Source organism: Immundisolibacter sp., assembly GCF_041601295.1.
Classification (GTDB): domain Bacteria; phylum Pseudomonadota; class Gammaproteobacteria; order Immundisolibacterales; family Immundisolibacteraceae; genus Immundisolibacter.
Window position 1 is genome coordinate 1 of the sequence record NZ_JBFIII010000038.1, and the last position, 25679, is coordinate 25679.

23 protein-coding genes are annotated in these 25679 nt (G+C 66.1%); 7 read left to right on the forward strand and 16 right to left on the reverse strand.

All coding sequences use genetic code 11. The features are described 5' to 3' along the window. Positions 1-246 precede the first annotated feature (246 nt). The 3 genes from ftsY to ftsX are packed head-to-tail and all read left to right on the forward strand — an operon-like array spanning position 247 to position 2771. Entirely contained in the window at positions 247-1197 is a 951-nt protein-coding gene (gene ftsY / locus ABZF37_RS06760) for a signal recognition particle-docking protein FtsY (RefSeq protein WP_372718141.1), read from the forward strand. Beyond that, positions 1194-1853 carry a cell division ATP-binding protein FtsE gene (ftsE, locus tag ABZF37_RS06765; RefSeq protein ID WP_372718143.1) on the forward strand — a complete coding sequence of 220 codons (660 nt, stop codon included), beginning with the start codon at positions 1194-1196 and terminating at the stop codon, positions 1851-1853. The genes ftsY and ftsE overlap by 4 nt, the downstream gene beginning before the upstream one ends. 3 nt (positions 1854-1856) lie before the next feature. Continuing rightward, positions 1857-2771 carry a permease-like cell division protein FtsX gene (gene ftsX / locus ABZF37_RS06770; RefSeq protein ID WP_372718145.1) on the forward strand — a complete coding sequence of 305 codons (915 nt, stop codon included), beginning with the start codon at positions 1857-1859 and terminating at the stop codon, positions 2769-2771. 45 nt (positions 2772-2816) lie between these two features. Here ftsX and ABZF37_RS06775 read toward each other — a convergent pair whose 3' ends face one another. Then, a complete protein-coding gene (locus ABZF37_RS06775; protein ID WP_372718147.1) occupies positions 2817-3614 on the reverse strand; it encodes a ZIP family metal transporter in 798 nt (265 codons plus the stop codon). 158 nt (positions 3615-3772) lie between these two features. Here ABZF37_RS06775 and ABZF37_RS06780 point away from each other — a divergent pair, with 158 nt between their 5' ends. Both ABZF37_RS06780 and ABZF37_RS06785 read left to right on the forward strand, forming a co-directional pair. Then, positions 3773-5152 carry a Rieske 2Fe-2S domain-containing protein gene (locus ABZF37_RS06780; protein ID WP_372718150.1) on the forward strand — a complete coding sequence of 460 codons (1380 nt, stop codon included), beginning with the start codon at positions 3773-3775 and terminating at the stop codon, positions 5150-5152. Positions 5153-5176: 24 nt separating this feature from the next. After that, positions 5177-5521: a histidine triad nucleotide-binding protein gene (locus tag ABZF37_RS06785; RefSeq protein ID WP_372718152.1), complete on the forward strand. Its 345-nt coding sequence runs from the start codon at positions 5177-5179 to the stop codon at positions 5519-5521. Between the two features lie 96 nt (positions 5522-5617). On the opposite strand, the gene ABZF37_RS06790 is transcribed toward ABZF37_RS06785, so the two are convergent. From ABZF37_RS06790 to ABZF37_RS06805, 4 genes are all read right to left on the reverse strand, one after another. Then, the gene (locus ABZF37_RS06790; RefSeq protein WP_372718154.1) at positions 5618-6376 is read right to left on the reverse strand and encodes an SDR family oxidoreductase; all 759 of its coding nucleotides are present in this window, start codon (positions 6374-6376) and stop codon (positions 5618-5620) included. Then, positions 6373-6732, reverse strand: a complete 360-nt coding sequence (gene folB / locus ABZF37_RS06795) for a dihydroneopterin aldolase (protein ID WP_372718156.1) — start codon at positions 6730-6732, stop codon at positions 6373-6375. Before folB ends, ABZF37_RS06790 begins: the two co-directional genes overlap by 4 nt. A 15-nt stretch (positions 6733-6747) precedes the next feature. Then, positions 6748-7719, reverse strand: coding sequence for an NAD-dependent epimerase/dehydratase family protein (locus ABZF37_RS06800; RefSeq protein WP_372718158.1), 972 nt, complete (start codon positions 7717-7719; stop codon positions 6748-6750). Between the two features lie 75 nt (positions 7720-7794). After that, positions 7795-10584 (reverse strand): DUF748 domain-containing protein, encoded by a 2790-nt coding sequence (locus ABZF37_RS06805; RefSeq protein ID WP_372718160.1) that lies wholly within the window; start codon positions 10582-10584, stop codon positions 7795-7797. A 174-nt stretch (positions 10585-10758) separates the two neighbouring features. Here ABZF37_RS06805 and ABZF37_RS06810 point away from each other — a divergent pair, with 174 nt between their 5' ends. Together ABZF37_RS06810 and ABZF37_RS06815 are read left to right on the forward strand one after the other, a co-directional pair. After that, a complete protein-coding gene (locus ABZF37_RS06810) occupies positions 10759-11580 on the forward strand; it encodes a hypothetical protein (protein ID WP_372718162.1) in 822 nt (273 codons plus the stop codon). Then, the gene (locus ABZF37_RS06815; protein ID WP_372718164.1) at positions 11577-12506 is read left to right on the forward strand and encodes an MBL fold metallo-hydrolase; all 930 of its coding nucleotides are present in this window, start codon (positions 11577-11579) and stop codon (positions 12504-12506) included. Before ABZF37_RS06810 ends, ABZF37_RS06815 begins: the two co-directional genes overlap by 4 nt. Here the strand turns inward: ABZF37_RS06815 and tilS are convergent. From tilS to ABZF37_RS06870, 11 genes are all read right to left on the reverse strand, one after another. Next, entirely contained in the window at positions 12466-13788 is a 1323-nt protein-coding gene (gene tilS / locus ABZF37_RS06820; protein WP_372718166.1) for a tRNA lysidine(34) synthetase TilS, read from the reverse strand. The two genes, ABZF37_RS06815 and tilS, sit on opposite strands and share 41 nt — an antisense overlap. Further along, entirely contained in the window at positions 13766-14761 is a 996-nt protein-coding gene (locus ABZF37_RS06825; RefSeq protein ID WP_372718168.1) for an acetyl-CoA carboxylase carboxyltransferase subunit alpha, read from the reverse strand. The genes tilS and ABZF37_RS06825 overlap by 23 nt, the downstream gene beginning before the upstream one ends. 15 nt (positions 14762-14776) lie before the next feature. Beyond that, positions 14777-18277 carry a DNA polymerase III subunit alpha gene (dnaE, locus tag ABZF37_RS06830; RefSeq protein ID WP_372718170.1) on the reverse strand — a complete coding sequence of 1167 codons (3501 nt, stop codon included), beginning with the start codon at positions 18275-18277 and terminating at the stop codon, positions 14777-14779. A 138-nt stretch (positions 18278-18415) separates the two neighbouring features. Then, positions 18416-18994, reverse strand: a complete 579-nt coding sequence (gene rnhB, locus ABZF37_RS06835; RefSeq protein WP_372718172.1) for a ribonuclease HII — start codon at positions 18992-18994, stop codon at positions 18416-18418. Beyond that, a complete protein-coding gene (gene lpxB, locus ABZF37_RS06840; protein ID WP_372718174.1) occupies positions 18985-20130 on the reverse strand; it encodes a lipid-A-disaccharide synthase in 1146 nt (381 codons plus the stop codon). Before lpxB ends, rnhB begins: the two co-directional genes overlap by 10 nt. 97 nt (positions 20131-20227) lie before the next feature. Beyond that, on the reverse strand, positions 20228-20998 hold the full coding sequence (gene lpxA / locus ABZF37_RS06845) for an acyl-ACP--UDP-N-acetylglucosamine O-acyltransferase (protein WP_372718176.1): 771 nt from the start codon (positions 20996-20998) through the stop codon (positions 20228-20230). Further along, positions 20995-21450 carry a 3-hydroxyacyl-ACP dehydratase FabZ gene (fabZ, locus tag ABZF37_RS06850; protein ID WP_372718178.1) on the reverse strand — a complete coding sequence of 152 codons (456 nt, stop codon included), beginning with the start codon at positions 21448-21450 and terminating at the stop codon, positions 20995-20997. The genes lpxA and fabZ overlap by 4 nt, the downstream gene beginning before the upstream one ends. Next, on the reverse strand, positions 21443-22462 hold the full coding sequence (gene lpxD, locus ABZF37_RS06855) for a UDP-3-O-(3-hydroxymyristoyl)glucosamine N-acyltransferase (protein WP_372718180.1): 1020 nt from the start codon (positions 22460-22462) through the stop codon (positions 21443-21445). Before lpxD ends, fabZ begins: the two co-directional genes overlap by 8 nt. A gap of 17 nt (positions 22463-22479) precedes the next feature. Next, positions 22480-22983, reverse strand: a complete 504-nt coding sequence (locus ABZF37_RS06860; RefSeq protein ID WP_372718182.1) for an OmpH family outer membrane protein — start codon at positions 22981-22983, stop codon at positions 22480-22482. A 40-nt stretch (positions 22984-23023) separates the two neighbouring features. Continuing rightward, positions 23024-25318 carry an outer membrane protein assembly factor BamA gene (bamA, locus tag ABZF37_RS06865; protein ID WP_372718186.1) on the reverse strand — a complete coding sequence of 765 codons (2295 nt, stop codon included), beginning with the start codon at positions 25316-25318 and terminating at the stop codon, positions 23024-23026. 58 nt (positions 25319-25376) lie between these two features. Next, a partial coding sequence (locus ABZF37_RS06870) for a site-2 protease family protein (RefSeq protein WP_372718184.1) occupies positions 25377-25679 on the reverse strand: 303 nt, incomplete at its 5' end.

Sequence of the window (25679 nt, forward strand, 5' to 3'; positions counted from 1 at the left end):
ACGGGAGCGCGATGGTCCTCGCGCACGATGACCTTCAGGCCGTTGCTGAGAGTCTGTTCAAGCGTCGCCGCATGCAGCGGCGCGCCCGCCAGCAGCAGTAGCGCACAAAGAATCCGTTTCACCAGGGAAGGCTCCTTTTCGCGAGGGGGCACGGCGGCCGGCTACCGCGTGGGTGTTAGCATAACTGGCATAGGCCGATGCGGCCTTATGACACTGTGCCGCTTGTTTGGTTCTGATCTTCCACCAATGACCGAAATTTCACGCCCGGGCCTGCTTTCCCGCTTGCGCCAGGGTCTGGCGCGTACCCGCGAGCGGCTCGGTGGCGGCATCGGCGATGTATTGCTGGGTCGGCGCGGTATCGACGTCCTCACGGTCGAGGAGATCGAAACCCTGCTGCTGAGTGCCGACGCCGGAGTCGAGGCCACCAGCGACCTGGTCGATGACCTGAACGCCCGTCTGGCGCGCCGGGAGCTGACCGACGGCGCAGCCGTGCTGGCCGCATTGAACAGGCGCATGGTCGAGCTGCTGGCCCCGTGTGAACGGCCAACGCCAACGTATACGGCGCGGCCGCACGTGATCCTGATGGCTGGTGTCAACGGCGCCGGTAAGACCACGACCATCGGCAAACTGGCCAAGCGGCTGACCGACGAAGGCCGGCAGGTGGTACTGGCTGCTGGCGACACCTTTCGCGCCGCGGCGGTGGAACAACTCAAAGTGTGGGGCGATCGGCTCGGCGTGCCGGTCATTGCCCAGCAGCAGGGCGCCGACCCGGCGGCGGTGATTTTCGACGCGCTGCTGGCCGGGCGCTCCCGTGGCGCCGACGTGGTGATCGCCGACACCTCAGGCCGCCTGCACACGCAGGCCGGGCTGATGGATGAGCTGCGCAAGATCCGCCGCGTGATGGCCAAGTTCGATCCGGCCGCGCCCCACGAGACCTTGCTGGTGCTGGACGCCGGCAACGGTCAGAACGCGCTGGTGCAGGCACGCCAGTTCCATGACGCAATCGGCGTCACCGGCCTGGTGCTGAGCAAACTTGATGGCACGGCCAAGGGCGGCGTGGTGCTGGCCAGTGCCAGCCAGCTTGGGCTGCCGATCCGTTACCTGGGTGTGGGTGAGGGTGCCGACGACCTGCGCCCGTTTGTCGCCCAGGAGTTCGTGGATGCCCTGCTGGGCCGCGACGAACGGGCGGCCACATGATCCTGTTCGAGCACGTCAGCAAGCGTTACGCCGCCGGTGGCGACGCCCTCAAAGACATCAGCTTCACGCTGGAGGCGGGCGAGCTTGCCTTCGTGACCGGCCACTCCGGCGCCGGCAAGAGCACGCTGCTGAAACTCATCGCCGGCATCGAAAAGCCCAGCCGCGGGCAGGCCGTTGTCAACGGCCAGAACCTGGCCCGCCTGACGCGCCGTCGCCTGCCCTATTACCGGCGTGGCATCGGCATCATCTTTCAGGACCACAAGCTGCTGGCCGACCGCAGCGTGGCCGACAACGTCGCCCTGCCGCTGGTGGTGGCCGGTTACGGCCAGAACGAAATTGGCCGCCGGGTGCGCGCGGCGCTGGACAAGGTTGGTCTGCTTGGCAAGGAACGCAGCACGCCACTTGCGCTGTCCGGCGGCGAGCAGCAGCGGGTTGGCATTGCCCGGGCGCTGGTCGCCCGCCCGCCCCTGCTGCTGGCGGACGAACCAACCGGCAACCTCGATCCGGAGTTGTCGCGCGAGGTGATGCGCCTGTTTCGGGATTTCAACCAGGTTGGCGTGGCGGTGCTGATCGCCAGCCATGACCACGCGCTGATCCGCGAGATGGACGCCCGCACCCTGACCCTGCACAGCGGCACTCTGGTGAGCGACGAGTAGGCCGTGAAGCGCTACTTCGAACGCCACTTGCAGGTGCTCGTCGAGAGCGTTGGCCAGTTGTACCGCCAGCGCCTGGGTGCCCTGCTCACGGCGCTGGTGATCGGCGTCAGCCTGGCGCTGCCGGCCAGTCTGCTGCTGAGTCTGGCCACCCTGCGCCAGGCCGCCGATGGCTGGGATGGCGAGCCGCGCCTGACCGCCTACCTCAAGCTGGATCTACCCGACGCGCGGGCGACGGACCTGGCGGCGCGGCTGGGGCGGGAACTGGCCGCGCAGGCCAGCGTTACCCTGATCGACCGCACGCAGGCGCTGGCCGAGTTCGAGCGCAATTCAGGCCTGGCTGACGCGCTGGCGCTGGTGGGCGAGAATCCGCTGCCGGCGGCGCTGGTGCTCGCGCCCAAGGGTCCGGCGGACGAAGCGCTTCTGGAGCAGTTGGCGACTCGGCTGCGGGCGTTGTCCGAGGTGGAAGAGGTGCAAGCCGACCTGGACTGGGTGCGGCGACTGAATGCCCTGCTGGAGGTCGGTCGCCGCGCCGTGTGGGTGTTCGCGGGGCTGCTGGGCGCGGGCGTGGTATTGGTCACCGGCAATACCATTCGCCTGGCTATCTTCAACCGCCGTCAGGAGATAGAGGTCACCAAGCTGATCGGCGGCACCGATGCCTTCATTCGGCGGCCGTTTCTGTACTGGGGCTTGCTCCAGGGCGTCGCCGGCGGCTTGGTCGCCGCACTGTTGCTGGTGGCGGTGAATATCGGTCTGGCCGCACCGGTGCGTACGCTGGCCGGCGTGTATGGGTCCAGCCTTACGCTGGTCACGGCGGGCCTTAGCGGCAGCCTCGGTCTGTTGTTGCTGGGTGGTGGCCTGGGCCTGGCCGGCGCCTGGCTGGCCGTGGGCCGGCACCTTCGAGATATCGAGCCGACCTGAGCGGAAACGGTGCCCGAGGCTGACGCCGCCAGTGTCGGCGATGCGTCAATGCAGCCACTGTTCCAGCGCCAGATGGCTCAGCATGATGGTGCCGATGCCGGCGCCGATGAGCAGCACCTGGGCCGCGGTAGCCGCCGGTTCCGGGCGGCGGTGCAAATCCGGTATCAGGTCGGCAACGGCAATGTAGATGAAGCTGGCCGCCGCCAAGGTCAGTACGTACGGCAGTGCGCCCTGTAGTGGGCCAAGGGTGAAGTAACCCACCACGCCTCCGACCAGGGTCGGTATGTTGGTCAGCAGGTTGTAGGTCATTGCCTTGGCGCGCGAGTAGCCGCTGTGGGTAAGCACGGCCACGTCGCCGATTTCCTGCGGAATTTCATGGGCTACGATGGCCAGGCCGGTCAGTACGCCCAGACGCGTGTCGGTGAGGAAGGCAGCCGCGATCAGCACGCCATCGATCAGGTTATGCACGCTGTCGCCGATCAGCACCAGCGAGCCGGCAGCACGCCACGGGCGGGCAGTTGAAGCCTGATCAGGCGTGCCGTGAGCCTGGCAGGTGTCGGTGTGGCAATGCCGCCACAGGACGAATTTCTCCAGCACAAAGAACAGCAGAATTCCGAACAGCAGCATGCCGGTAATGCCCGACGGCGTGGCGCCCGGATGCTCGAAAGCCTCCGGTAGCAGCCCAAGGAAGGCCGCCGCCAACATCGCGCCAACCGCATAGCTGACCAAAGACGGCAGCAGGCGCTCGCGCAGGCGGTCGGGCAGTAACAGCAGCGCGCCGGCGGCGCTGGCACTGGCCGTGCCGCCGACCAGGGTGAAAAGCACTATCCACAGCAGCGTCATGGCGGCACCTGGCGCGAAAGGGCGCCGATTCTACCGTGCGCGCGCGGCGCTGGCCGGCGGACCAGGGTTTGCGGCCCGGCCCCGTGGCACAATCAGCGGCCAAAAGTCGGATACCTGATGGCGCGTTACCGCGCGAATCTGTAATGGAGGCAGACCCCATGACCCCCAATGAGCTGGACAAATTATTGATCGATCGCCCGCAGGATGGGCTGTTCGAGGTGAATCGGCGGCTGTTCACGGACGACGAGCTGTTCGAGATGGAGATGAAGTACATCTTCGAGCGCACCTGGATTTACCTGTGTCACGAAAGCCAGGTGGCCGATCCGCACGATCATTTCGCCACCCACATCGGCCGCCAGCCGGTGGTGGTCAGCCGGGATGGCGACGGCAAGCTGCATTGCTTCGTCAATGCCTGCGCCCATCGCGGCGCCACGCTGTGCCGCACCGCCAAGAGCAACAGCAAGTTTCTGACCTGCCCCTATCACGGCTGGGTGTACGACTCGGCCGGTCAGAATATGCAGATCAAAGATCACGACAGCGGCGCTTATCCGCCGGCGTTCGAGCAGCAGGACCACAACCTGCGTCACATCGCGCGCCTGGAAAGCTACAAGGGTTTCGTGTTCGGCAGCTTGAGTGCCGAGGTGCCGCCGCTGCAGGAACACCTGGCCGACGCCAAGCCGTTCGTGGACATGCTGGACGCCATGTCGGCGCAGGGCGCCGAGGTCATCAAGGGATCCTCCACCTACCGCTACCGCGGTAACTGGAAGATGCAGGCCGAAAACGGCATCGACGGCTATCACTTCACCACCATCCACGCCAATTACGTCGGCGTTATCACCCGCCGCATGAAAGCCGCGGCCGCCGGCAAGGAGGACAAGGTCAAGGTTGCCTATGACGACTCCATGATGAAAGGCTTCGACAGCGGTTGTTACGACCTGCAGCGCGGTCACGCGCTGATCTGGATCGACTTCCCGATGCCGCAGAACCGCCCGCTGTGGCAGCAGAAGGACGAAGTCGAGCAGCGCGTCGGCGGCGCAACTGCCGAGTGGATGCTCAAGCGCCAGCGTAATGTGCTGATCTACCCGAATGTGCAGCTCATGGAGCAGGCCTCGTCGCAGATTCGCGTGTTTCGGCCGATCTCGGCCGACCTCACCGAGGTCAAGATTTACTGCATCGCCGCCAAGGGCGAGTCGGCCTCCATGCGCGAGCGGCGGATCCGTCAGTACGAGGACTTCTTCAACGCGACCGGTATGGCCACGCCGGACGATCTGGCGGTGTTCGAGGCCTGTCAGGCGGGTTACGCCGCCCGCTTGGTGGAGTGGCAGCAGGGTTACGACCGCGGCATGACGCACATGACGCATGGCCCGGACAAGTTTGCCAAGGAACTGGGCATCAACCCCAACAGCAGCGGGCCGAACGCCACCGACGAAACGCTGTACCACGGCCAGTACCGGGAATGGATGCGCCTGATGCAGGAAGGCTTGTCGCAGGACCGCGCCGCTGGGCGCGAGCCCTTGCCCCGCGCGGCCAGCGCCTGAGCTCGACTTCCCCGGAGCACGCCGATGAGCGACTGCCTGTTCTGCAAGATGGTGTCCGGCGACATCAAGCCGGACCTGCTGCATGCTGACGAACACCTGCTGGTAATCCGTGACATCAATCCCCAGGCGCCGTTTCATGCCCTGGTGATTCCGCGCGAGCACATTGCGACACTGAACGACTTGCAGCCGGAGCACGCCGAACTGGTGGGGCGTATGTACCTTGCGGCCGCTGCCGTGGCACAGGCCCAGGGCCATGCCAGCGACGGCTACCGCACGGTGATGAATTGCAACCGTCTGGCCGGGCAGACGGTATTCCATATCCACCTGCATGTGCTCGCGGGTCGTGCCATGCACTGGCCGCCTGGCTGAAAGCGCGGTCGCCACATGCGTGACGCTGCGGCTCAGCGCGGGGGTCGTATTCGGTCCGATTAAGCAGGCCCCAACCCAAGGCCATGGGTTGACCTGTCAGGTCAACGCGTCGGCCAGACTCAGCCGGTAACCGCCGGCCACTTCGATATTGGCACCCGTGATGTAGGCGCCGGCCGGCGACAGCAGAAACAGCAGCGCGCCGGCAACGTCATCGATTTGCGCCGGGCGGCCCAGTGGCACATGGCTTTCAATGGCTTCCGGCAGGTCAACCGAGTTGTCGAGGTGACCGGGCGAGACCATGTTGACGCGGATGTTCCGTGGCCCCAGTGCCTGGGCCAGGCTGCGCGTGAGCACCAGCAGGCCGGCCTTGGATATCTGGTACGCCATGGCGCGAGGGTTGGCGACCAGGTGTTCCACGCCGGCATAACCGAGGTTGATGACGTGTCCCATGCCGGAGGCCGCAAGCGCCGGCACGGCGGCGCGGATCAGCGCGTACGGTGCGGTCAGATTGGTTTCCAGCGTGGCGCGGAATTCGTCCGGTGTCTGGTCCAGTGGCTCCCCAAGTGGATAGTTGCCGACGTTGTTGACCAGAAGATCCAGCCGACCGACGGCGCGCAGGGCGGCCTCGATCAGCCGTTCGGCTTCTCCAGGCGTGGCGAGGTCCGCCGAGAGGGCCCAGGCGCGGCGCCCGAGGGATGTGATTTCGGCCACCGCGCTTTCGGCCTCCGGCTGTGACCGGCCGTAATGCACCACGACATCGGCCCCGGCGCGCGCCAGTGCGAGGGCCAGGCCGCGGCCAGTGCGTTTGGCCGCGCCAGTCACCAGGGCTACCCGGCCTGCCAGGTCGGCTGTCACCGGCGCAGCTCCAGGCTCACGCCCACACTGTGGGTGTTGGGCAGGATGTCCGGTTTACGCGCGGTGATCCGTGCCCGCTGGATCCGCGGATGGTTCTGGAGCAGGCGCGAGCAGGCGTCGCTGACGAAACGCTCGACCAGCCGAAACTGCCCCTGCACCGCCAGCGTGGTCAGGCTCTGGGCCACCTCGGCGTAGTTGACCGTGTCGGCGACGTCGTCGCTGGCCGCCGCGGCGGCAAAGTCCACATCGAGTTCCACGTCGACCAGCAGGCGCTGCGCCATCACCCGCTCGCTGTCCAGGATGCCGATGATGCAGTCGATGCGCAGCGCTTCGATGCGGATGGTGCCCAGGCTCACGTGGGGGGTCCGGCGTCAGGCCACGGTCTGGTAGCGACCGGTTTTGACGAACTCGATGTACTCGCGCAGCCCGCGCATCAGGTCGTATTCGGGCAGGTAGCCGAAGTCGGCCTGTGCGCGCGGGTCCGGTGGGATCGGCCCGGCCTTGAACGGTCCGGCTTCGGTTGGTGCTTGCGGTACTTCAATGTCGGCGCCTGGAATCAATGCCTTGATGGCTTCGACCACCTGATACAGCGTGCTGGCAACAGGTGCGTTGATGTCGTAGACCTCGTGCTGCAACTCGCCGGCCAGGGTTGCGGCCATGCAACCACGGCCGGCGTCGCCGCCGTAAAGCATGGGGATGATCGGCGCCGAATAGGCCAGCAGTGGCTGGTCGTAACGCACCGGCTCGCCCTTGAGCGGCTTTTCGATGAACGGCTGCAGGCCCTGGCCGATGGCACCGGTAAAGGCATAGCCCGGTCCGTATACCTGCCCACCCAGGCGCAGGATGCGTACGTCCAGGTCGTACAGCTGGCGGTAGTCGTTGGCCAGCAGTTCGGCGCCGACTTTGGCGCTGGCATAGGGGTCGGCCGCGATGTCGAGCTTGCCGGTACCCATGGCCTTGGCGAATGCGCCACCGGTCCAGCCGGTCTTGCCGGTGGACACATACGACACACGCTTCAGGCCCATGGCGCGCGCGCATTCAAGCACGTTCAGCGTGCCCATGATGGTCAGCTCGGCGTTAGCGTAGGGCCGCGCGTAGGCGCCTGGCGTGAGAAAGCTCGCAGTGTGCAGGATGCGCGTCACGTTCAGTTCGCGCACCGCCCGATACAGGTCCGGCGCGTGCAGGACATTGCCCTGCATCAGCGTGACTTTGTCCAGCACGTCCGTGAGCAGTTCGGTTTTCAGGGCCAGGTCGAAGGCTGCCACCGGCACGCCGCGCGCGACTGCCTCGCGCACCGCGAACGAACCGACCAAGCCGCAGCCACCGGTTACTAGGATGGTCATGGGTATCTCCTGTGGATCATGAGGGTGTTGCTGTTTTTGATATCGCGGTCGCGTGCCTGCCCACCCGACGCTGAGTCAGGAACTACCGAGCGCGAACTCGGTAGGTGCTGTCAGCGGCAGCGTGGCGTTTTCCTCCGGCAGCGTGATTGCCATGCGCTGCACCGGCACGCCATTGTCCACCAGCGCGGCCCGGATCGCTGCCCCGCGCGCCTGGGCCAGGGCCTGCAGGGTCCTGGCGTCCGGTGCGAGTGCCGCCAGCAGCCGCTCGCGGCCGGCGCGTGCAGCCGCCGCGCGCTGTTCTTGCGCGCTTGGTGAGGTGCCCTCGGGCGGGGGTACAAGCGGTGGCTCGCTGCCGAAGCGCTCCTGGTACAGGGCGCTCAACTGGTCGGTTGAGTCCTCGTCGGCATCGCCCGCCTCGTCGCCACCAGGCCCCTGACCCATGGCTACGCCCAACGCCACCCTGGCCAGGGCGCGGCTGTCATCCTGGTCGGCCCGTGGCCGAATCTCCAGGGTAAGTTGTGGTCGAGCGATCAGCGCCTGCGCCAGTTTTTGCAGTTTGGCGCGCTGTATCGAGGGCAGGTCCGCGCTACCAGGGGCGAAGCCGACCGTCTGCAAGTCTTTGCCTTTGCCGCCGACCAGCCGCGCCAGCAACGTAAACGGAGCTGTCGCCGCCTTGACGATGACTTGTCTGACCGCTGTGCCGATCAGCGCGCCGTAATCGAACCGCGGGTTCGACAGGTCGCCATTGACCGGCAAGTCGACGTCTATTATGCCGGCCGAGTTCTTTAGCACGGCCAGCGCCAGCCTCAGCGGCAGGCTGATCGCGTCTGGGCTGTCTACCCGCTCGCCCAGGACCAGCCGGTCGAGAAGCACCTTGTTGGAGCCAGTCAGGCGCGGGCCGTCGACCGTGTAGTTCAGATCCACATTGAGCGTGCCGCGCTCGATCCGGTAACCGGCAAACTTGCCCACGTAGGGCGCAAATGTGGCCATCTCGACGCCGCTGAAGGACAGCTTGAACGCCGCCTGGCGCGGTGTTGCCAGGTTAAAGGTCCCGGTCACCGATGCCGGCGCGTACTGGTCTACCCGACCCGTCAGGGACACACGGGCCGTTTCCCGTGTATCGCTGGACAAGCCGTCGATGTCGCCGCGCAGTTGCTGCAGGCTGACCGCAAAATGGGGGCTCAGGCTGCGATCCTCAAAATTGAGCGTGCCGCGGCTGACGCGCACGGTGTCGATTTTCAGGCGCATGGGTGTCGGCTCGGCCTTTGGCCCCGGTGCGGGCTCCGGTTCGTCCTGGGCTACCGGCGCGGTGCCTACCGGTGCCACGCTGCGTGGGCCGAACCGCGACAGGTTGCTCTGCCGGTTCTCGGTGATGATGGTTCGCAGGGTCGGTCGGTTGATCCAGATCTTGCTGGACGTGACGCCCTGCGTGCTGGCCACCAGTTGGTCGATTCTGAGTGTGCGCAGGCCGAAAAGTGCCTCGTCGCGTTCCGTGTCCCACAGTTCCACCCGAGACAGCGTGACCTGGCCGCGAAACTCCGGGTCGGGGTCACCGACGCTCAGGCGGCCGGTTGCCGCCGCGGTTCCGCTGCGTAGTTCGAGCGGCCCAACATCCGGCAGGTATGCTGCGAATGGAGGCAGTGGCAGGCCTTTGGCGGTGATGTCCAACTGCGCCGGGCCAGCGGGCAACACCGCCTCGCCGGTTACCGCCACAGTGCCTCCGCCCGCCAGGCTGGCGGTTAACGAGACCGGCACCTTGTCGGTCGATCCCAGGGCCGCGATGTCGAGCTGCTCAACGGTGATTTCCTGCTCTAGCGGCGGTTTTACCGTTGCATCGCTGACCGTCAGTCGTTGTCCGGTCAGCGCCAACGCGCCCAGGTTTACCTGCCAGGCCGACCCGGTGGATTCTGTCTTGGTGGTGTCCGTGGCACCGATCAGGCTATCGAGGTTCAAACGGCCGTCGGCGCCGCGCGCCAACGCAAGCCAGTTATCACGGCCGCTGATCCGCGCCACCGAAACACGCCGCGCAGCCAGGTCCAGGGCCAGGCCTTCCACCGCGATCTCGGCAATCTGCGCCACGGGCGTGTCCTGCGCGTCGGCTAACCTGGTCTGACGCAGGCTGACTCGGCCGTCGGTGATCCGTACCGCGCCCGCCGCGGATAGCAGCAAGGCGCCACTGGCGTCGATGTCACCGCCACGAGCCTTCAGCGGCAGCGTGCGTTCCAGGTATGCCAGTGCCGGCTTGGCCGCCAGGCCCTGTAGCGCGAAGCTGCCGGACAGCGCGAACGGCGCCGCTGTCAGCTCGCCTTCCAGACGCAACGCACCAGAACCCACTTTTCCGGTCAGCAGGAGCGCGGCGGGTGACTGTGCCTGGGTGTCGAAGCCAGTCAGGGACACCGACAGCTCGGTCATGCTGAGCCCGACAGCAGGGCTACCGCTGGCGTCACGCACATCCACCGCGCCGCCTGCCAGGACCAGGTCGTCGATCCGGATGCGTGGCGGCGGCCCGGCATCGGCGTTCCCTGGCGGCAGCTGTGGCGTAAGGCGGCCATCCTTCAACAGGCCGATCTGTCCTCGCAGGCCACTGACGGTCAGCGCATCCAGATGGACACTTCGCGTCCACAGAGAGTCGAACGCCAGGTCGGCCTCAATGCTGTCCAGGGCTGCCACCAGGGCGCCGCTGGGGTCATTAACGCGTACGCCGTCCAGGCGCAGCGCCAGACGCAGCGGGTCGAAACCGACTGCCGTCACCTCGGCGGTGCCGCCAGCCGCTTCGGCCAGAGCCTGCTGCGCGTAGCGCCGGATGCGCTCGGGCGCGGCGAGCACAGCCGCCACCAGCAGGGCCAGCAATGCCAGCCCGAGCATGCACCGCCACCCGCAGCGGCGTCGAAAAGTCCCTGTAACCATGTAGCGATCTTAAGCTGCCCGCCCGCGCCAAGCGACCCCGGCGCCGGTTCCGGGGCGTTCCGGTGAGCGATATAGAATGGTTGCGCGGCGGGTCCGGCGCGCCGCGCAACGCAGTCAGGTGGAGCAAAAGCCATGACCCTACGAGACGCAGCCACGGTGGTGCTGGTGCGCGAGGCGGCTCACGGCGCGGCGGGCTTCGAAGTGTTTATGCTGCTGCGCACGGTGAAAAGCGATTTCAACGCGGGTGCCTACGTGTTCCCGGGGGGCGGGGTCGACCGTGCCGACGGGAGTCTGGACGCGGAGCGTCTGTGCATGGGCCTCGACGCCGGGCAGGCGAATGCACGACTTGGCGTTACTGGCGGTGGTCTGGCCTTTTATCTGGCGGCGATTCGCGAGTGTTTCGAGGAGGCCGGCGTGCTGCTGGCGGCGGATGCCAGCGGGTGCACGCTGAGCCTGCATGACGACGCGTTGCAGCAGCGCTTCGCGGCACACCGGGCGGCGCTTAACGCCGGTCAGACCACACTGACGGCGATTTGCGAGCGCGAAGGCTTGCGCCTGCCACTGGACCAGGTCCATTACTACAGCCACTGGATTACGCCCGAGGGTATGCCGCGCCGCTATGACACGCGGTTTTTCCTGTGCCGGGCGCCTGCGGGGCAGGAACCGCTCCACGATGGCCAGGAGACGGTGGATCACTGCTGGGTGCGTCCAGCGGATGCATTGGTCCGGCATGCCGCCGGTACCTTCAAGCTGGTGCCGGCGACGCGCAAGCAGCTTGAGTTCCTGGCTCACCAGTCATCCCTGGCGGAGCTGTTGGTTACGGTGCGGGACATCGGGGCAGTGCCGACGATTCTGCCGCAGCTGATTTTTGGACCCGACGGCAAGCCGCGGCGCGTGCGCTTGCCGTTGCCCGAGGGGGTGGAAGAGGTCGACCTGAGCGGAGTGGTCATATGAATGGCGCCACGCCCGCGGGCAATCCGTTCGATACGTCGGCGGTGCGGCAGGAGTTTCCGTTTTCATCGGCGGTCGACGTGTGGCCCGGCGTGCGGCGCATCACCGCGCCTAACCCGGGCTTCATGACCGGGCCTGGCACCAATACCTATCTAGTGGGCACGCAGCAGGTGCTGGTCATCGACACCGCCAGCGATGATCCAGCGCACCTGGAGGCTATAAAGCGCGCCGCCGGGGGGGCTGTCACTGCCGTGCTGGTCACGCATGCCCACCCCGACCATGCGTCGGGTGCGCTGGAGCTGGCCCGCGACTGTGGCGTGCCGGTTTATGGCAGCGGCATTCCCCTGGCCGGGGTCAGCACGCCGGGTTTTGCGCCCGATCAGGTGCTGGCCGATGGCGACGTTCTGATGACCGATGCGGGCCCGGTGCGCGCGCTGCGCACCCCTGGTCACGCCGCCGATCACATCTGCTACCTGCTGGAAAAGCAGGGCCTGCTGTTTGCTGGCGATCACCTGATGGAAGGCACCACCGTGGTGATAGCACCGCCGGACGGCGACATGGCGGCTTATCTGGCCTCGCTGCGGCGCTTGCAGAACGAGCCTGTCGAACGCATCGCGCCCGGCCATGGCCGGCTCATGCACGGCGCGCACGCCACCTTGCAGCAGGTGATTGATCACCGCCTGGCGCGCGAAGCCGGGATATTGTCGGCACTCGCAGGTTCGGATGGGCGCACCATCCCGGACCTGGTGGCCGAACTCTACGCACAAGTCCCTGAAGTCCTGCACCGGCTGGCACAGATGTCGGTTTACGCGCATCTGATCAAGCTGGCGGCGGAAGGGCGGGTGGTTGGGGTGGCGCGCGAGGGCCTGTGGCGCCTTGCGCCGTCCGTCACATCGTCCGATCAGCGGCGGACTGCCAAAGGATCCTGATACCTGGCTGGTTCGGTCCTGCGCGCCATCCGGCCAGTGGCGCTTCACCGCCGATCTGCAGCAAGCGGTTGCCATGGAACAGCAACGGCAGCGTCTGGCGTTGCCACGGCGGCACGGCAAGCGTCTGCAGGCGTTTTCGGAGTGATCTGCCGGGTACCGAGCTGTTGGCGCGAAAGCGCACTTCGAGCAGCGGATGCTCACCGAGCAGCGCGGCGGCGATGCCTTCGCCGACGGCTGGCTGGGCCCAAAGCCGCCCCAGTCCGGGCAGTTCCAGCGCCTGGGCCGGGGACCAACTGAGGGTGGTCTGCGGCGCACTGGGCAGCGGCTCGGACGTCAGATACAGGCGGCCGCGCCAGACGCGCACCGCGTGCGTGCCGAACAGCACCCGCGGCTGGCGGTCGGTGCCGGCGCTGAGTGCTTGCCGGCGCAGTTCCTCAAGCCGGGCAGTGGACGGCGCCTGTACGCCGTGTGCGCGCAGCCAGCAGCGCAGCAGGTTACGCTGCCGCGGAGCGGACAATGCCACCAGTTGGGTGAGCGGCAGGTTTTGCGCCGTGGCGCCGTCCCGCGTGGCGAGTTCTTCCAAAAGCGTTTGCGCGTCCGCCGCATGGGCGGCGTGGCGGGCCAGCGCGACACTGGCCGCTGGCCAATGCTCGGCCAGTACCGGCAACACCCGCTGGCGCAGAAAATTGCGATCGTAGCGGTTGTCGGCGTTGCTGGGGTCCGGTACCCAGTTCAGGCCGTGCGCCTGGGCATATTCGGCAAGGCGACTGGAGGGCCAGTCGAGCAAGGGGCGTAGCAAGCAACCGCCGCCGAACGGCCGGCGTGCCGGCATGGCGGCGGCGCCAGCGAGTCCGGCGCCCCGCAGTAGCGCCAACAGAAGGGTTTCCGCCTGGTCTGTCTGGTGGTGGGCGGTCAGCACTAGATCACCGCCGCTCATGCTGATTGCCAGCGCCCGGTAACGGGCGGCCCGGGCAGCGGCCTCCGGGCTCTCGCCGGAGGCCCCTTTGGCATCGACTTCCAACACCTCAAGTGGCAGGTCAAGGTCCGCGCACACAGCGGCGCAGTGCTGCGCCCAGTGTGTACTGTCGGCATGCAGGCGGTGATCGACATGAACGGCGCACAGCCGGTGCGGCGCCAGCGCCGCGCGTTGCGCGGCAAGCCAGTGCAACAGTACGTGGGAGTCACGCCCGCCACTGAAAGCGACGCGCACCGTCACCGGCGTGCCGTGCGCGGGCAGCGCCTCGGTGATGAGCGCTAGCTCAGCCTTCCTTGTAGATGCCAAAGCCGCGCACGCGCTCCAGGCGCCGTGCCAGCAGGGCTGCGTCCGTGGTGGCAGCCTCGGTGGCGGGCTGACCGACGGTTGATTGCGGGGAGAGCTCTTCCAGGTGTCGCAGCAAGGCGGTACGCACACTGGTGGCGGCGGTGTCGAAGTCGCGGTGCGCGCCGCCACGCGGTTCGGGGATGATTTCATCGACCAGGCCCAGTTCATGCAGGCGCGGCGCGGTGATGCCCATGGCTTCGGCGGCCACTTCCGCCTTGCCGGAATCCTTCCACAAGATGGCGGCGCAGCCTTCCGGCGAGATGACGGCATAGGTGGCGTACTTGAGCATCAGCAGGCGATCGCCCACGCCAATGGCCAGAGCCCCACCTGAACCGCCTTCGCCGATCACGACGCAGATGATGGGCACCGGCAGGCGGGCCATCAGGTACAGGCTCTCGGCGATGGCCTGGCTCTGGCCGCGTTCCTCGGCGTCGACGCCCGGGTAGGCGCCGGGGGTATCGATGAAGGTGATGATTGGCAGCCGAAAACGCGCCGCGGTGCGCATCAGACGCTGCGCCTTGCGGTAGCCCTCGGGCTTGGGCATGCCGAAGTTGCGCCGCACCTTGTCTTGTACTTCGCGGCCCTTCTGGTGACCGATTACCAGGACCGGTCGGTCGGCAAGCCGTGCCAGGCCGCCGACAATCGCCTGGTCGTCCCCGAACATGCGGTCGCCGTGTAATTCCTCGAAATCGCTGAAGATGCGCTGCACGTAGTCGAGCGTGTAGGGACGCTCCGGGTGGCGGGCAAGCTGGGCGATCTGTACCGGACTCAGTTTGCTGAAAATCGCGTCTGTAAGACTGTCGCGCTTGCGTTGCAGGCGGTTGATGTCATCTTTCAGGCTGACCGTGTCGCTGCCGGAGGTCTGGCGCAGTTGGTCGATGCGGGCCTCAAGCTCGGCAATCGGCTTTTCGAATTCGAGAAACTGGAATCCCATGACCTGTTATCCGGTTCAGTCGGCGAGCGCCGGCGTGCGTTCGACCACCCTGCGGGCGGGTGGCTGCGTGGGGGGATCGTAGCGGATTTCGGCGCCGACTACCCCGGGCAGGGCGCGCAGGCGCTCAAGCAAGTCCTCTTCAACGCGTACCCGAAATGCCGTGCCCGGTCGCACCAGGCCACGCGCATTGGCGGTCCGGCAGTCGAGCAGAACCGGGCAGGGGCCACGAAACGCCGCGAGTAAAACCGCCAGCCGAGACGCCAGATCGGCCGGCGCAGCCTGCGTGTCCAGCTGACACCACAGACTCGCGCCGCGCCCGGCGCGGGCGGCGGGCAACGACAGTACCTTCTCGGCGCGAATGCGGTAACCGCCGTTGAACTCGTCGACGGACACCGGTCCTTCCACCACCAGCAGCTGGTCACGGACCAGCAGCTCGGCGCTGGCTTCCAGCTGGTCCTCGAACAGGGTGGCTTCAAGGCGCGCCGAGCGGTCGTCAAGCGTAACGAAAGTCAGGCGCCGGCCTTTGCTCAGGCTGCGGCTGGCCACCACCAGGCCGGCGACGCGGGCGTTGCGGCCCTCGAAGCGCTGCACGTCGGCCAGCCGGCAATCGGTCAGGCGTTCGAGTTCCAGCTCGTAGGCCGCGATCGGATGCCCGGATAGCCACAGGCCCAAGGTCTCGCGCTCCGCTGCCAGGCGTTCGGCCACGCTCCACCGCGCGCAGTCGGCGAGCGCCAGGGAGGCGGGCAGTCCGGGGACCTGACCGGCACTGAACATATCGTTCTGGCCCGCGTCGGCGGCGCGACTGTCCTGCTCGGCTCGCGCGAACGCCTGAGCCAGGGTGGCCAGCAGCGCCGCGCGGTGGTCATGGAGATTGTCGAAGGCACCGGCGCGAATCAGGGCTTCGGCGGCGCGCTTGTTGACTCGCCGCGGGTCCAGGCGGCTGCAAAAATCGAACAGATCGGCAAACGGCCCACCCAGGTTGCGCGCTTCCTGGATCGCTTCGATGGCCGCCTGGCCGACGCCCTTGACCGCACCGAGGCCGTACAGAACTGCGCCCGCGTCGGTGACCGTGAACCGGTAGTGGCCGCGATTGATGTCGGGCGACAGCAGGGTCAGGCCCATGCGCCGGCACTCGTCGATCAGTGTCACCACCTTGTCGGTGTGGTCCATGTCGGCCGACAACACCGCCGCCATGAAGGCTGCCGGGTGGTGTGCCTTGAGCCACGCCGTCTGATAGGACAGCAGCGCGTAGGCCGCTGAGTGGGACTTGTTGAAGCCGTAGCCGGCGAACTTCTCCATCAGGTCGAAGATTTCGCCGGCTCGTTGGGCGCTGACCCCGTTGCCCGTGGAACCCTCGATGAAGCCGGACCGCTGCTTGGCCATTTCCTCGGGCTTCTTCTTGCCCATGGCGCGGCGCAGCAAATCGGCCCGACCCAGGCTGTAGCCGGCCAGCACCTGCGCGATCTGCATTACCTGTTCCTGGTACAGGATGACGCCATAGGTGGGGCGCAGCACCGGCTCCAGGCGTGGCTCCAGGTAATCCGGTTTGGCGCGGCCGTGCTTGCGGTCGATGAAGTCTTCCACCATGCCGGATTGCAGGGGCCCGGGCCGGTACAGAGCTACCAGCGCTACCACGTCGTCGAAGCAATCCGGCTGCAGGCGGCGGATCAGGTCGCGCATGCCGCGTGATTCGAGCTGGAACACGGCCGTGGTCTCGCAACGGCGCAGCAGGGCGTACGCCTCCGGATCGTTCAGGGCCAGCCGATCAATGTCGAAGTCAGCGAACGCCGGGTCGCGCTCGGCGAGGGTCTTGAGCGCCCAGTCGATGATGGTCAGCGTGCGCAGCCCCAGGAAGTCGAACTTCACCAGGCCGATGGCCTCGACGTCGTCCTTGTCGAACTGCGTCACCGGGCTGCCGCCGCCGGCCTCGCAGAACAGCGGCACGAAGTCGGTCAGCGGGCCGGGGGCGATGACCACGCCACCGGCGTGTTTGCCGGCATTGCGTGCCAGGCCTTCGAGCGACTTGGCCAGGTCGATCAGCGCGCGCACGTCATCCTCGCCCTTGTAGCGCGTGCGCAGCGCCGCTTCCTGCGCCAGTGCCTTGTCGAGGGTGATGCCTAGTTCGAACGGGATCAGCTTGGCGATGGAATCAACAAAACCATACGGCAGGCCGAGCACGCGCCCGACATCACGGACTACCGCCTTGGCCGCCATTGAGCCGTAGGTGATGATCTGTGACACCCGCTCGCGGCCGTAGCGGGCCGCCACGTAATCAATCACGCGGTCGCGGCCGTCCATGCAGAAGTCGACGTCGAAGTCCGGCAGCGACTCTCGCTCCGGATTCAGAAAACGCTCGAACAGCAGGTCGTTGACGATGGGGTCTATGCGCGTGATGTCGAGCACATAGGCCACCAGCGATCCGGCGCCCGAACCGCGGCCCGGCCCGACCGGCACGCCGTTGGCCCGTGCCCAGGCGATGAAATCCGCTACGATCAGGAAGTAACCGGCAAAACCCATGCCGTTGATGACGTTCAGCTCTATCGCAAGGCGCTCGTGGTACGGCTCGGCGGCCAGCGGCATGCCGTCGGCTACGGCGCGGCTGACTATCCGTTCCAGCCCGGCGGTCGCCTGCCGAGCCAGGAACTGCTCAGCATCTATCCCGGGAGGGGTCGGGAAAGCCGGCAGCATCGGCTGGCCCAGCGTGAGCTCCAGGTTGCAGCGCTGGGCGATAGCCAGCGTATTTTCAAGCGCTTCGGGCAGGTCGGCGAAGAGCACCGCCATCTCCTGCGGCGTGCGCAGGTACTGTTGCTCACTGTACGGGCGCGGCCGGCGCGGATCGTTCAGTACCCGGCCTTCGGCGATACACACGCGGGCCTCGTGCGCATCGAAGTCCGACGCAGCCAGAAAACGCACATCGTTGCTGGCGACTACCGGCGTGCCGGTGGCAATGGCCAGCTCCACGGCCGCGGCGACGTAGACCTCCTCGCCGCTGCGCCCGGCGCGCGTCACCTCGATGTAATAGCGGTCCGGAAACAGCGTTTGCCAGTCAGCCACCAACGCCGCGGCCCTGTCGCTGGCCCCGGCCAACAGGGCCTGACCGACGTCACCGGCGAGTCCTGCGGATAGTGCAATCAGGCCGTCGGTGCAACCGTGCAGCCAGTCCCGGCAAAGTCCGGGTCGGCCCCCGCGTTGGCCGTCGACATAACTGCGGCTGAGCAGGCGACTCAGATTCCGATACCCGTCATGGTTCTGGCACAGCAGAATCAGGAGGCTACAGGCGGGGCCGTCGTTCTTGTCCCACAGGGTTACCGCAGCGCCGACGATGGGTTTGATGCCCGCCTCATGTGCTGCTTGGTAGAACTTGATCAGCGCGAACAGATTGCCGGCGTCCGTGACCGCTACCGCCGGCATGCCCGCGGCGCGCACCGCATCCACCAACCCGTCTACCCGCACCACGCTATCGGTGAGTGAGTACTCGGTGTGCAGGTTCAGATGGACGTAGCCCGCGGATGGCATGGCAACTTTGCAGGGAAAAACGAGCGGCCTATTCTAGCCGCGCGGGCCTGCGACTGACCAATCCGGGGCGCCGCGGCTCGGCCTGCGTGGGGCCGCCATTCGCCAGAAGTTGTAACAGCCAATCAATCAGTTAGGTTTTTATTCCTGGCCGAGCTGGCGGCGTACCGGGGCAAAACTGCGGCGATGACAGGCGCTGACTCCGAGGCGCCGCAGAGCGGCGATGTGCTCGGCGGTGGGGTAGCCCTTGTGCCGCGCGAAGCCATACCCCGGATACAAGGCATCAAGGGCGACCAGCTCGGCGTCGCGTGTCACCTTGGCGATGATGGAGGCGGCGCTTATGGCAGGCACCCGGGCATCGCCGCCGATGACTGCCTCGGCCCGCGGCATGCCCGGCGGGCAGCGGTTGCCGTCAACCTGGACGCGGGCCGGTTGGAAGCCGAGTGCATCAACCGCCCGTTGCATGGCCAGCAGGCTGGCGTGCAGGATGTTGAGCTGATCGATCTCGGCCACCTCGGCGCGGCCGATGCCGACTGCAAGGGCTCGTGTCTGGATCTGCTGCGCCAACGCCGCGCGGCGGCCCGGCGAAAGGGTTTTGGAATCGGCCAGCCCGGCGATCGGAAGATGTGGGTCCAGGATCACCGCGGCGGCGATTACTGGCCCGGCAAGGGGCCCACGGCCAGCCTCGTCGACGCCCGCGAAAAGCTCGCTCAGCGCCATCCGGCGACCTCAAGCACGGCCTGGGCTGCAAGATCCGCCGGGTCATCCGCCAGCGGCGTACGAAGCGCGGCGAGCTGTGAGCGCATGGCGGCGGCGGCGGTTGGGTCCAGCAGGGCCGCCACCGCCGCGCCCAGACGCTGCGGCGTGGCGGCGTGCTGGATGAACTCCGGAACCACAGCGTGGCCGGCGAGCAGGTTCGGGATCGCCACGTACGGCGTATGTACCAAGTGCCGGGCGATGGCGTAAGTCAGTGGTGCCAGGCGGTAGGCCACTACCATGGGGCGTTCCAGCAGCAGTGCTTCCAGGGTGGCGGTGCCTGAGGCCAGCAGCACCACGTCCGCGGCTGCCATTGCCTCGCTGGCCCGGCCATCAAGCAGAGTACAGGACAGGCCGACGCCGGTTTCGCGCAGGACGCTTTCCACCCTGGTGCGAGCGCTTGCGTCGACCAGCGGCAGCACCAAGTGGCAGGCCAGGCCTTGCGCACGCAGCCATTGGGCAGTGGCCACGAACAGCGGCGCCAGGCGACGGTATTCGCTGCTGCGGCTGCCGGGCAGCAGCGCCAGGATCGGGCCGCTCACCGGCAGACCCAGCGCGGCTCGCGTGGTGACCTGGTCCAAGGGTCTCAGGCGCGCCTGCAGTGGATGGCCGACTTCGGTGACCGGCACGCCGTGACGTTGATAAACGTCCGCCTCGAACGGGAACAAGGTCAGCATGCGATCGACGGAGCCAGCGATACGCACGATGCGCCGCTCGCGCCAGGCCCACACTGATGGGCTGACGTAATGCACGGTGGGTACGCCAGCTTTGCGCAGGCGACGTTCCAGCGGCAGGTTGAAGTCCGGGGCGTCAATGCCGACCAGCACCTGCGGTGGGTCGGCCAGCAACCGCCGGGTGAGATGGCGGCGGATGCGCAGCAAGCGCGGCAAGTGAACCAGCACCTCGGCGAGGCCCATCACGGCCAAGTGCTCGGCCTGTGCCCAGGCCTCGCAACCGGCGGCGCGCATGGCCGCGCCGGCCACGCCGACACATTCGAGGTCTGGCACGCGCCGACGCAGGGCATTGATCAGCGCCGCGCCAAGCGCGTCTCCCGACGGCTCACCGGCAATCAGGCCTACCCGCAACACGCTTTTGCTCACCCGGGTGTCGGCTGGTTCGAATGACCGGCAAACCACGCCTTGCCGGTGACAGCCGCTGAGCAATCCAGGACCGATTTACTCAGCGTGAGTTTGAACATCACCGGATAATGCCGCGCCGGGATTGGCGGATAAAGCTGGCGAGGCTTGCCAGATGCTCGCAGTCAGCTTCGCCGTCCAGGACCGCCAGTGCGTCCTGCAGGCGCAGGCCGCTGCGGTACAGGGTCTTGTAAGCGCCGCGAATGGCGGCCAGGTCTGCATTGGAGAAGCCACGCCGACGCATGCCCTCGGCGTTGATGCCCCGTGGTCGGGCCGAATTGCCCTCGGCCATGACGAATGGTGGCACGTCCTTGAGCACCACGGAGCTGACTGCCAGAAAGCTGTGCGCGCCGAGCGCGCAGAACTGATGCACCAGGGCAAAGCCGCCCAGGATGACATGGTCTTCGACCAGCACATGGCCGGCCAGGGAAGACGAATTGGCGAAGATGGTGTGGTTGCCGATGATGCAGTCGTGCGCGATGTGAACGTAGGCCATCAGCCAGTTATCGTCGCCGATGCGGGTAACGCCGCCGCCGCCGGCGGTGCCGGTGTTGATGGTGCAGAACTCCCGGATGGTGTTGCGGTCGCCGATTTCCAGGCGGCTGTCGTCACCGGGGTGGTATTTCTTGTCCTGCGGTATTTCGCCGATGGATCCGAACTGAAAGATGTGATTGTTGCGACCGATACGCGTGTTACCGGTGATCAACGTGTGCGGGCCGATGACGCAACCGGGGCCGATTTGCACCTGCGGGCCGATCACCGCGTAGGGGCCCACCTCGACGTCGGGAGCCAGGCGCGCCGTGGGGGCCACGCGGGCGGTAGGATCGATCACGGGACAGCCTTCAAAGTGCACATGATTTCGGCCGTAGCGACTTCGACTCCGTCCACGCTGGCGTTGCAGCTGAACATCCAGATGCCGCGCACCGCGCGTTTCAGTTGCACCTCGATGCGCAGCTGATCGCCCGGTTGTACCGCCTGGCGAAAACGCGCCTTGTCGATACCGACGAACAAGTACACGTTGTCATCCTGGGCGCTGGTGCCGGTGGAGCGAAAGCCCAGCACTGCGCTGGCCTGTGCCATGGCCTCCACGATCAACACGCCGGGCATGACCGGGTAATTCGGGAAATGGCCCGGAAAGAACGGCTCGTTGATGGTGACGTTCTTGGTTGCCACCAGGCGCTCGCCGGGCACCAATTCCAGCACCCGGTCCAGCAACAGAAATGGATAGCGGTGCGGCAGCAGACGCATGATCTCGGTGGCGTTCAGGGTGTCCGTTTCACTCATCGGGTTGATCCTTGGGCGAGCGCTGCAGGCGCGTCACACGCCGCGCAAGCTCGTCGAGTTGATGAAAGCGGCCAATGTTGCGCCGCCAACGGCGGCCTTCCTCGGCCGGAATACCCGAGTACACGCCCGGGCGGGTGATGGACTGCGCCACCATGGACATGCCGGTCACCGTCACGCCGTCGCAGATTTCGAGATGGCCGACAAAACCGACCCCCCCGGCGATTACGCAGTGTCGGCCAATGACGGTGCTGCCGGAGATACCGACACAGGCTGCGATCGCCGTGTGATCGCCGATGCGCACGCCGTGTGCCACCTGCACCTGGTTGTCGAGTTTGACGCCGTTGCCCAGGACCGTATCGTCCAGCGCGCCGCGATCGATCGTGGTATTGGCGCCGATTTCGACGTCATCCCCGATCACGACCCGGCCCAATTGCGGGACCTTGACCCATACGCCGCCGTCGTTGGCCAGGCCAAACCCGTCGGCGCCCAGGACGGCGCCCGGGTGGATGAGGCAGCGAGCGCCCACTCGGGTGCCGGCCAGTAGCGTGACCCGGGGCGCAAGCTGGGTACCGGCACCGATCACCACGCCCTGGCCCAGATAACAGCCCGCGCCGATCACCGCGCCCGCGCCGATCACCGCGTCCGCCGCGATCACCGCCAGCGCCTCCACGCGGGCGTCGGCCGCTACCTGAGCGCTGGCATGTACCTGAGCGCTTGAATCCACCCCCGGCGACATTGGGGAGGGCGGATGCAGCAGTGCTGCGGCGCGGGCAAAGGCCAGATAGGGGTTGTCGGCGATCAGCTTGGGGCCGGCGAACAGGTGACGGTCACTGGGCGCCAATGCCACCGCCCCGGCGGCCGTCGTCGCCAGCTGGTCCCGGTAACGACGGTTGGCAAAAAAGCTCAGTTCGGTCATCCCCGCCCTGGCCAGTGTCGCTACGCCGTGCAATTCGAGCTCGGCATCGGCGTCGACGGCAGCGCCCACCCGCCGCGCCAGATCGGTCAGGCGCATGCCGTGTGCCGGTCCGCTCAGGGCTTGGCGGAGCTCTTCAGCAGCGCCAGTACCTGTTCAGTAACGTTCAGCGCGTCGCTGGCGTAGATCACGCCCTCGTACAGGATGAGGTCGTAGCTGCTTGCCTTGGCGAACTTCTCGACCGCGGCGAGCAGCTGTTCGCGCAGTTTGCCCACTTCTTCCGATTGCCGGATGCGCAGGTCGTCCTGGAACTCGTCCTGGGCGTGCTTCAGCTGGCGTCGACCGTCGATGATCTCGCGCTCCTTGGCCTTGCGCTTGTCCTCGGCGAGCATCAGGCCGTTCTTGGACAGGTCCTGCTCCATCTGCTCCAGGCGCTTGGCGCGAGCCTCAAGTTGCTGGCGTCGTGGCGTGAATTCGTCACGCAGCTTCTTTTGCACCACCTCTGCTTGCGGTGAGGCCTGCAACAAGGCCGACGCATTGACGTACCCGACTTTCAAATCGGCCGCCAGGGTCGGTGCCATCAAGACACCACCTATCAGGCCCAGCAGCCATCCGCGCATTCTCCTCATCGCCAGGGTTCTCCGAAATAAGACAAAAAAATTAAAACCCGGCGCCCAGACTGAACTGGAAGCGCTGTACTTCGTCTCGCGGGCCATCGTTGAAGGGCTGCGCAATCGCCACCGAAATGGCGCCAAACGGCGATATCCAGACTGCGGCGACGCCGGTCGAATAACGCAGGTCCCCGGCTTTCAGCGGGTCGCCTGCACCAAATACATTACCGGCGTCGGCAAACGCGGACAGGCGAAAGCTCTTGTTCTGTTTATCCAGGAACGGTACCGGAAAGAACAGCTCGCTGCGCCCGAGCACCAGGCGATCGCCGCCAAATGGGTCGTCGAAGGTATCCCGCGGGCCCAGCGTGTTGTCCTTGAAGCCGCGCAGCGAGCGAAAGCCGCCGGCAAAATAATTCTCGAAAAACGGCAGGGTGGTCGTATCGCCGTAGCCATCGCCATAACCCAGGGTGCCGCTGAGCATCAGACTGACCGTGTCGCTGAAGGGGAAGTGGTGCTGCTCGGTGAAATACAGCTTGTAGAACTGCAGGTCGCCTATTGGGGTGGCAAACTCGCCCGACAGCCGCCGCAAACTGCCACGGTCGGGGAAAATTGCCCGATTGCGGGTGTCGTGTGCCAGGCTGAGGTTCACTTTGAAGATGTTGTAGCTGTCGCCGTTGTCGTTGATGAAGTCGAGGACCTCCGGCGAGGTAAAGAAGCCGGTGCCGATCGAGGTCTGCTCGGCTGCCAGGCCAAAACCAAAAGCATCGAACTCGGACAAGGGAACGTTGTAACCCCAGGAGCCGCCGATCGACTCCGTGTCGTACTGGATCAGGTTGGCGTCGGCCGCATCGGTCGAGCGCAGAAAAGCGCTGACCGTACGACTGACACCGTCCACAGTCGCGTAGGGGTTGGTATGGGACACGCTATAGACACGGCTGTAATCGCTATTGCTGAAGTTGACGCTGACGCTGTCGCCGGTGCCAAGGAAGTTGTTCTGGGTCACGGCCGCGTTCAGCAGCAAACCGCTGCCCTGACCAAAGCCGACGCCGGCCGAAATGCTGCCTGAAGGACGCTCCTTGACCTTGAAGTTGACGTCCACCTGATCCGGACTGCCCGGTACGGCCGGGGTTTCCACGGTCACGTCTTCGAAGAACCCGAGCCGTTCGAGACGGACCCGTGAGCGCTCCACCGCGGCGGAGGAAAACGTGGTGGCCTCCAGTTGCCGCATTTCACGGCGCATTACCTCGTCGGCGGTCTTCTCATTGCCTGAAAAGTCGATGCGCCGGACATACGCGCGCTTTCCAGGGTCGACAAAGAACGTCAGCTTGGCCGTGGCCTTGGCCTTGTCCACGTCCGGCGCGGCATTGACGTTAGCGAAGGCGTAGCCGGCTTCGCCCAGGCGCTCGGATATGGCGTCGCTGGTTTCGGTCATTTCCTTGCGCGAGAAGGTGTCGCCAGGACGCAGCTTGACCAGCTTCACAAGCTCCTGCGGGTCGACCACCAGGTTACCGGAAAGTTTTACCTCATCAACGGTGTATTGCTGACCCTCGGTTACGTTGATGGTGATGTAGATTTCGCGCTTGTTGGGGGTAATGGCCACCTGCGTCGACTTGATATCAAAATCCAGATATCCACGGTCGAGGTAGTAGGCGTGCAGCTTTTCCAGGTCGCCGGCCAGCTTCTGGCGCGAGTACTTGTCGTTGCCGGTGACGAAGCTGAGAAGATTCGGTGTTGACAGCTCGAACAGCCCGCGCAGGGTTTGCGCGTCGAACACCTCGTTGCCGACGATGTTGATCTGGCGGATGCGCGAGATATCGCCCTCGGCGATGGTGATGTCGACCCGCACCCGGTTACGCGGCAGGTCGGTAACCTTGGTGTCAACCTTGACGCCGTACTTGCCGTGACCGTAGTACTGGCGTTGCAGTTCCTGCTGCAACTGGTCGAGTGCCGACGGCACGAATACCCGGCCGGTGGCCAGGCCCACCTCGCGCAGACCCTTTTGCAGGTCCTCGGTCTTGATGTCCTTGTTACCGGTGATGTTCAACTCGGCAATCGACGGGCGTTCCACCACGTTGATAACCAGAACGTCGCCGTCGCGGTCGAGTTTGACGTCACTGAAAAACTCGGTCTGAAACAGCGCCCGGATGATCACGCTGGATCGCTTCGGCTCAAAGCGGTCGCCCACTCGCACCGGCAGCGCGATCAGCACTGCGCCCGGAGAGATGCGCTGCAGGCCGTTCAGACGGATGTCCCGCACCAGAAAGGCATCATCGTCGGCGGCACGCGCCGGGGCGTGCAAGAACAAGACCAGGAGCACCAGCGCGGTGAGCAGGCGACCGATCATCTGGTGCGGGGAATGCAAATACAAGGCGCCACCGGGCGGGCCGCGGCCCGCAGTCAAGTCAGGATCGAAACAGCAGTCGCGTGATGTCGTTGTAGAAGGCCAGCACCGTAAGCGCCAGAAGGGCAACCAAACCCATCTGCTGGCCAACAGTGCGAAGACGCTCCGATAGTGGCCGACCACGCACCCATTCGGCGAAATAGTACAGCAAGTGCCCACCGTCCAGAACCGGCACCGGCAGCAGGTTGAGCAAGCCCAGCGACAAACTGACCAGGCCAAGAAACGACAAAAACTGCGCGATGCCAGTGCGCGCGCTGTGCCCCGCGAACTCCGCGATGGCCAACGGCCCACTGATGTTGCGGCT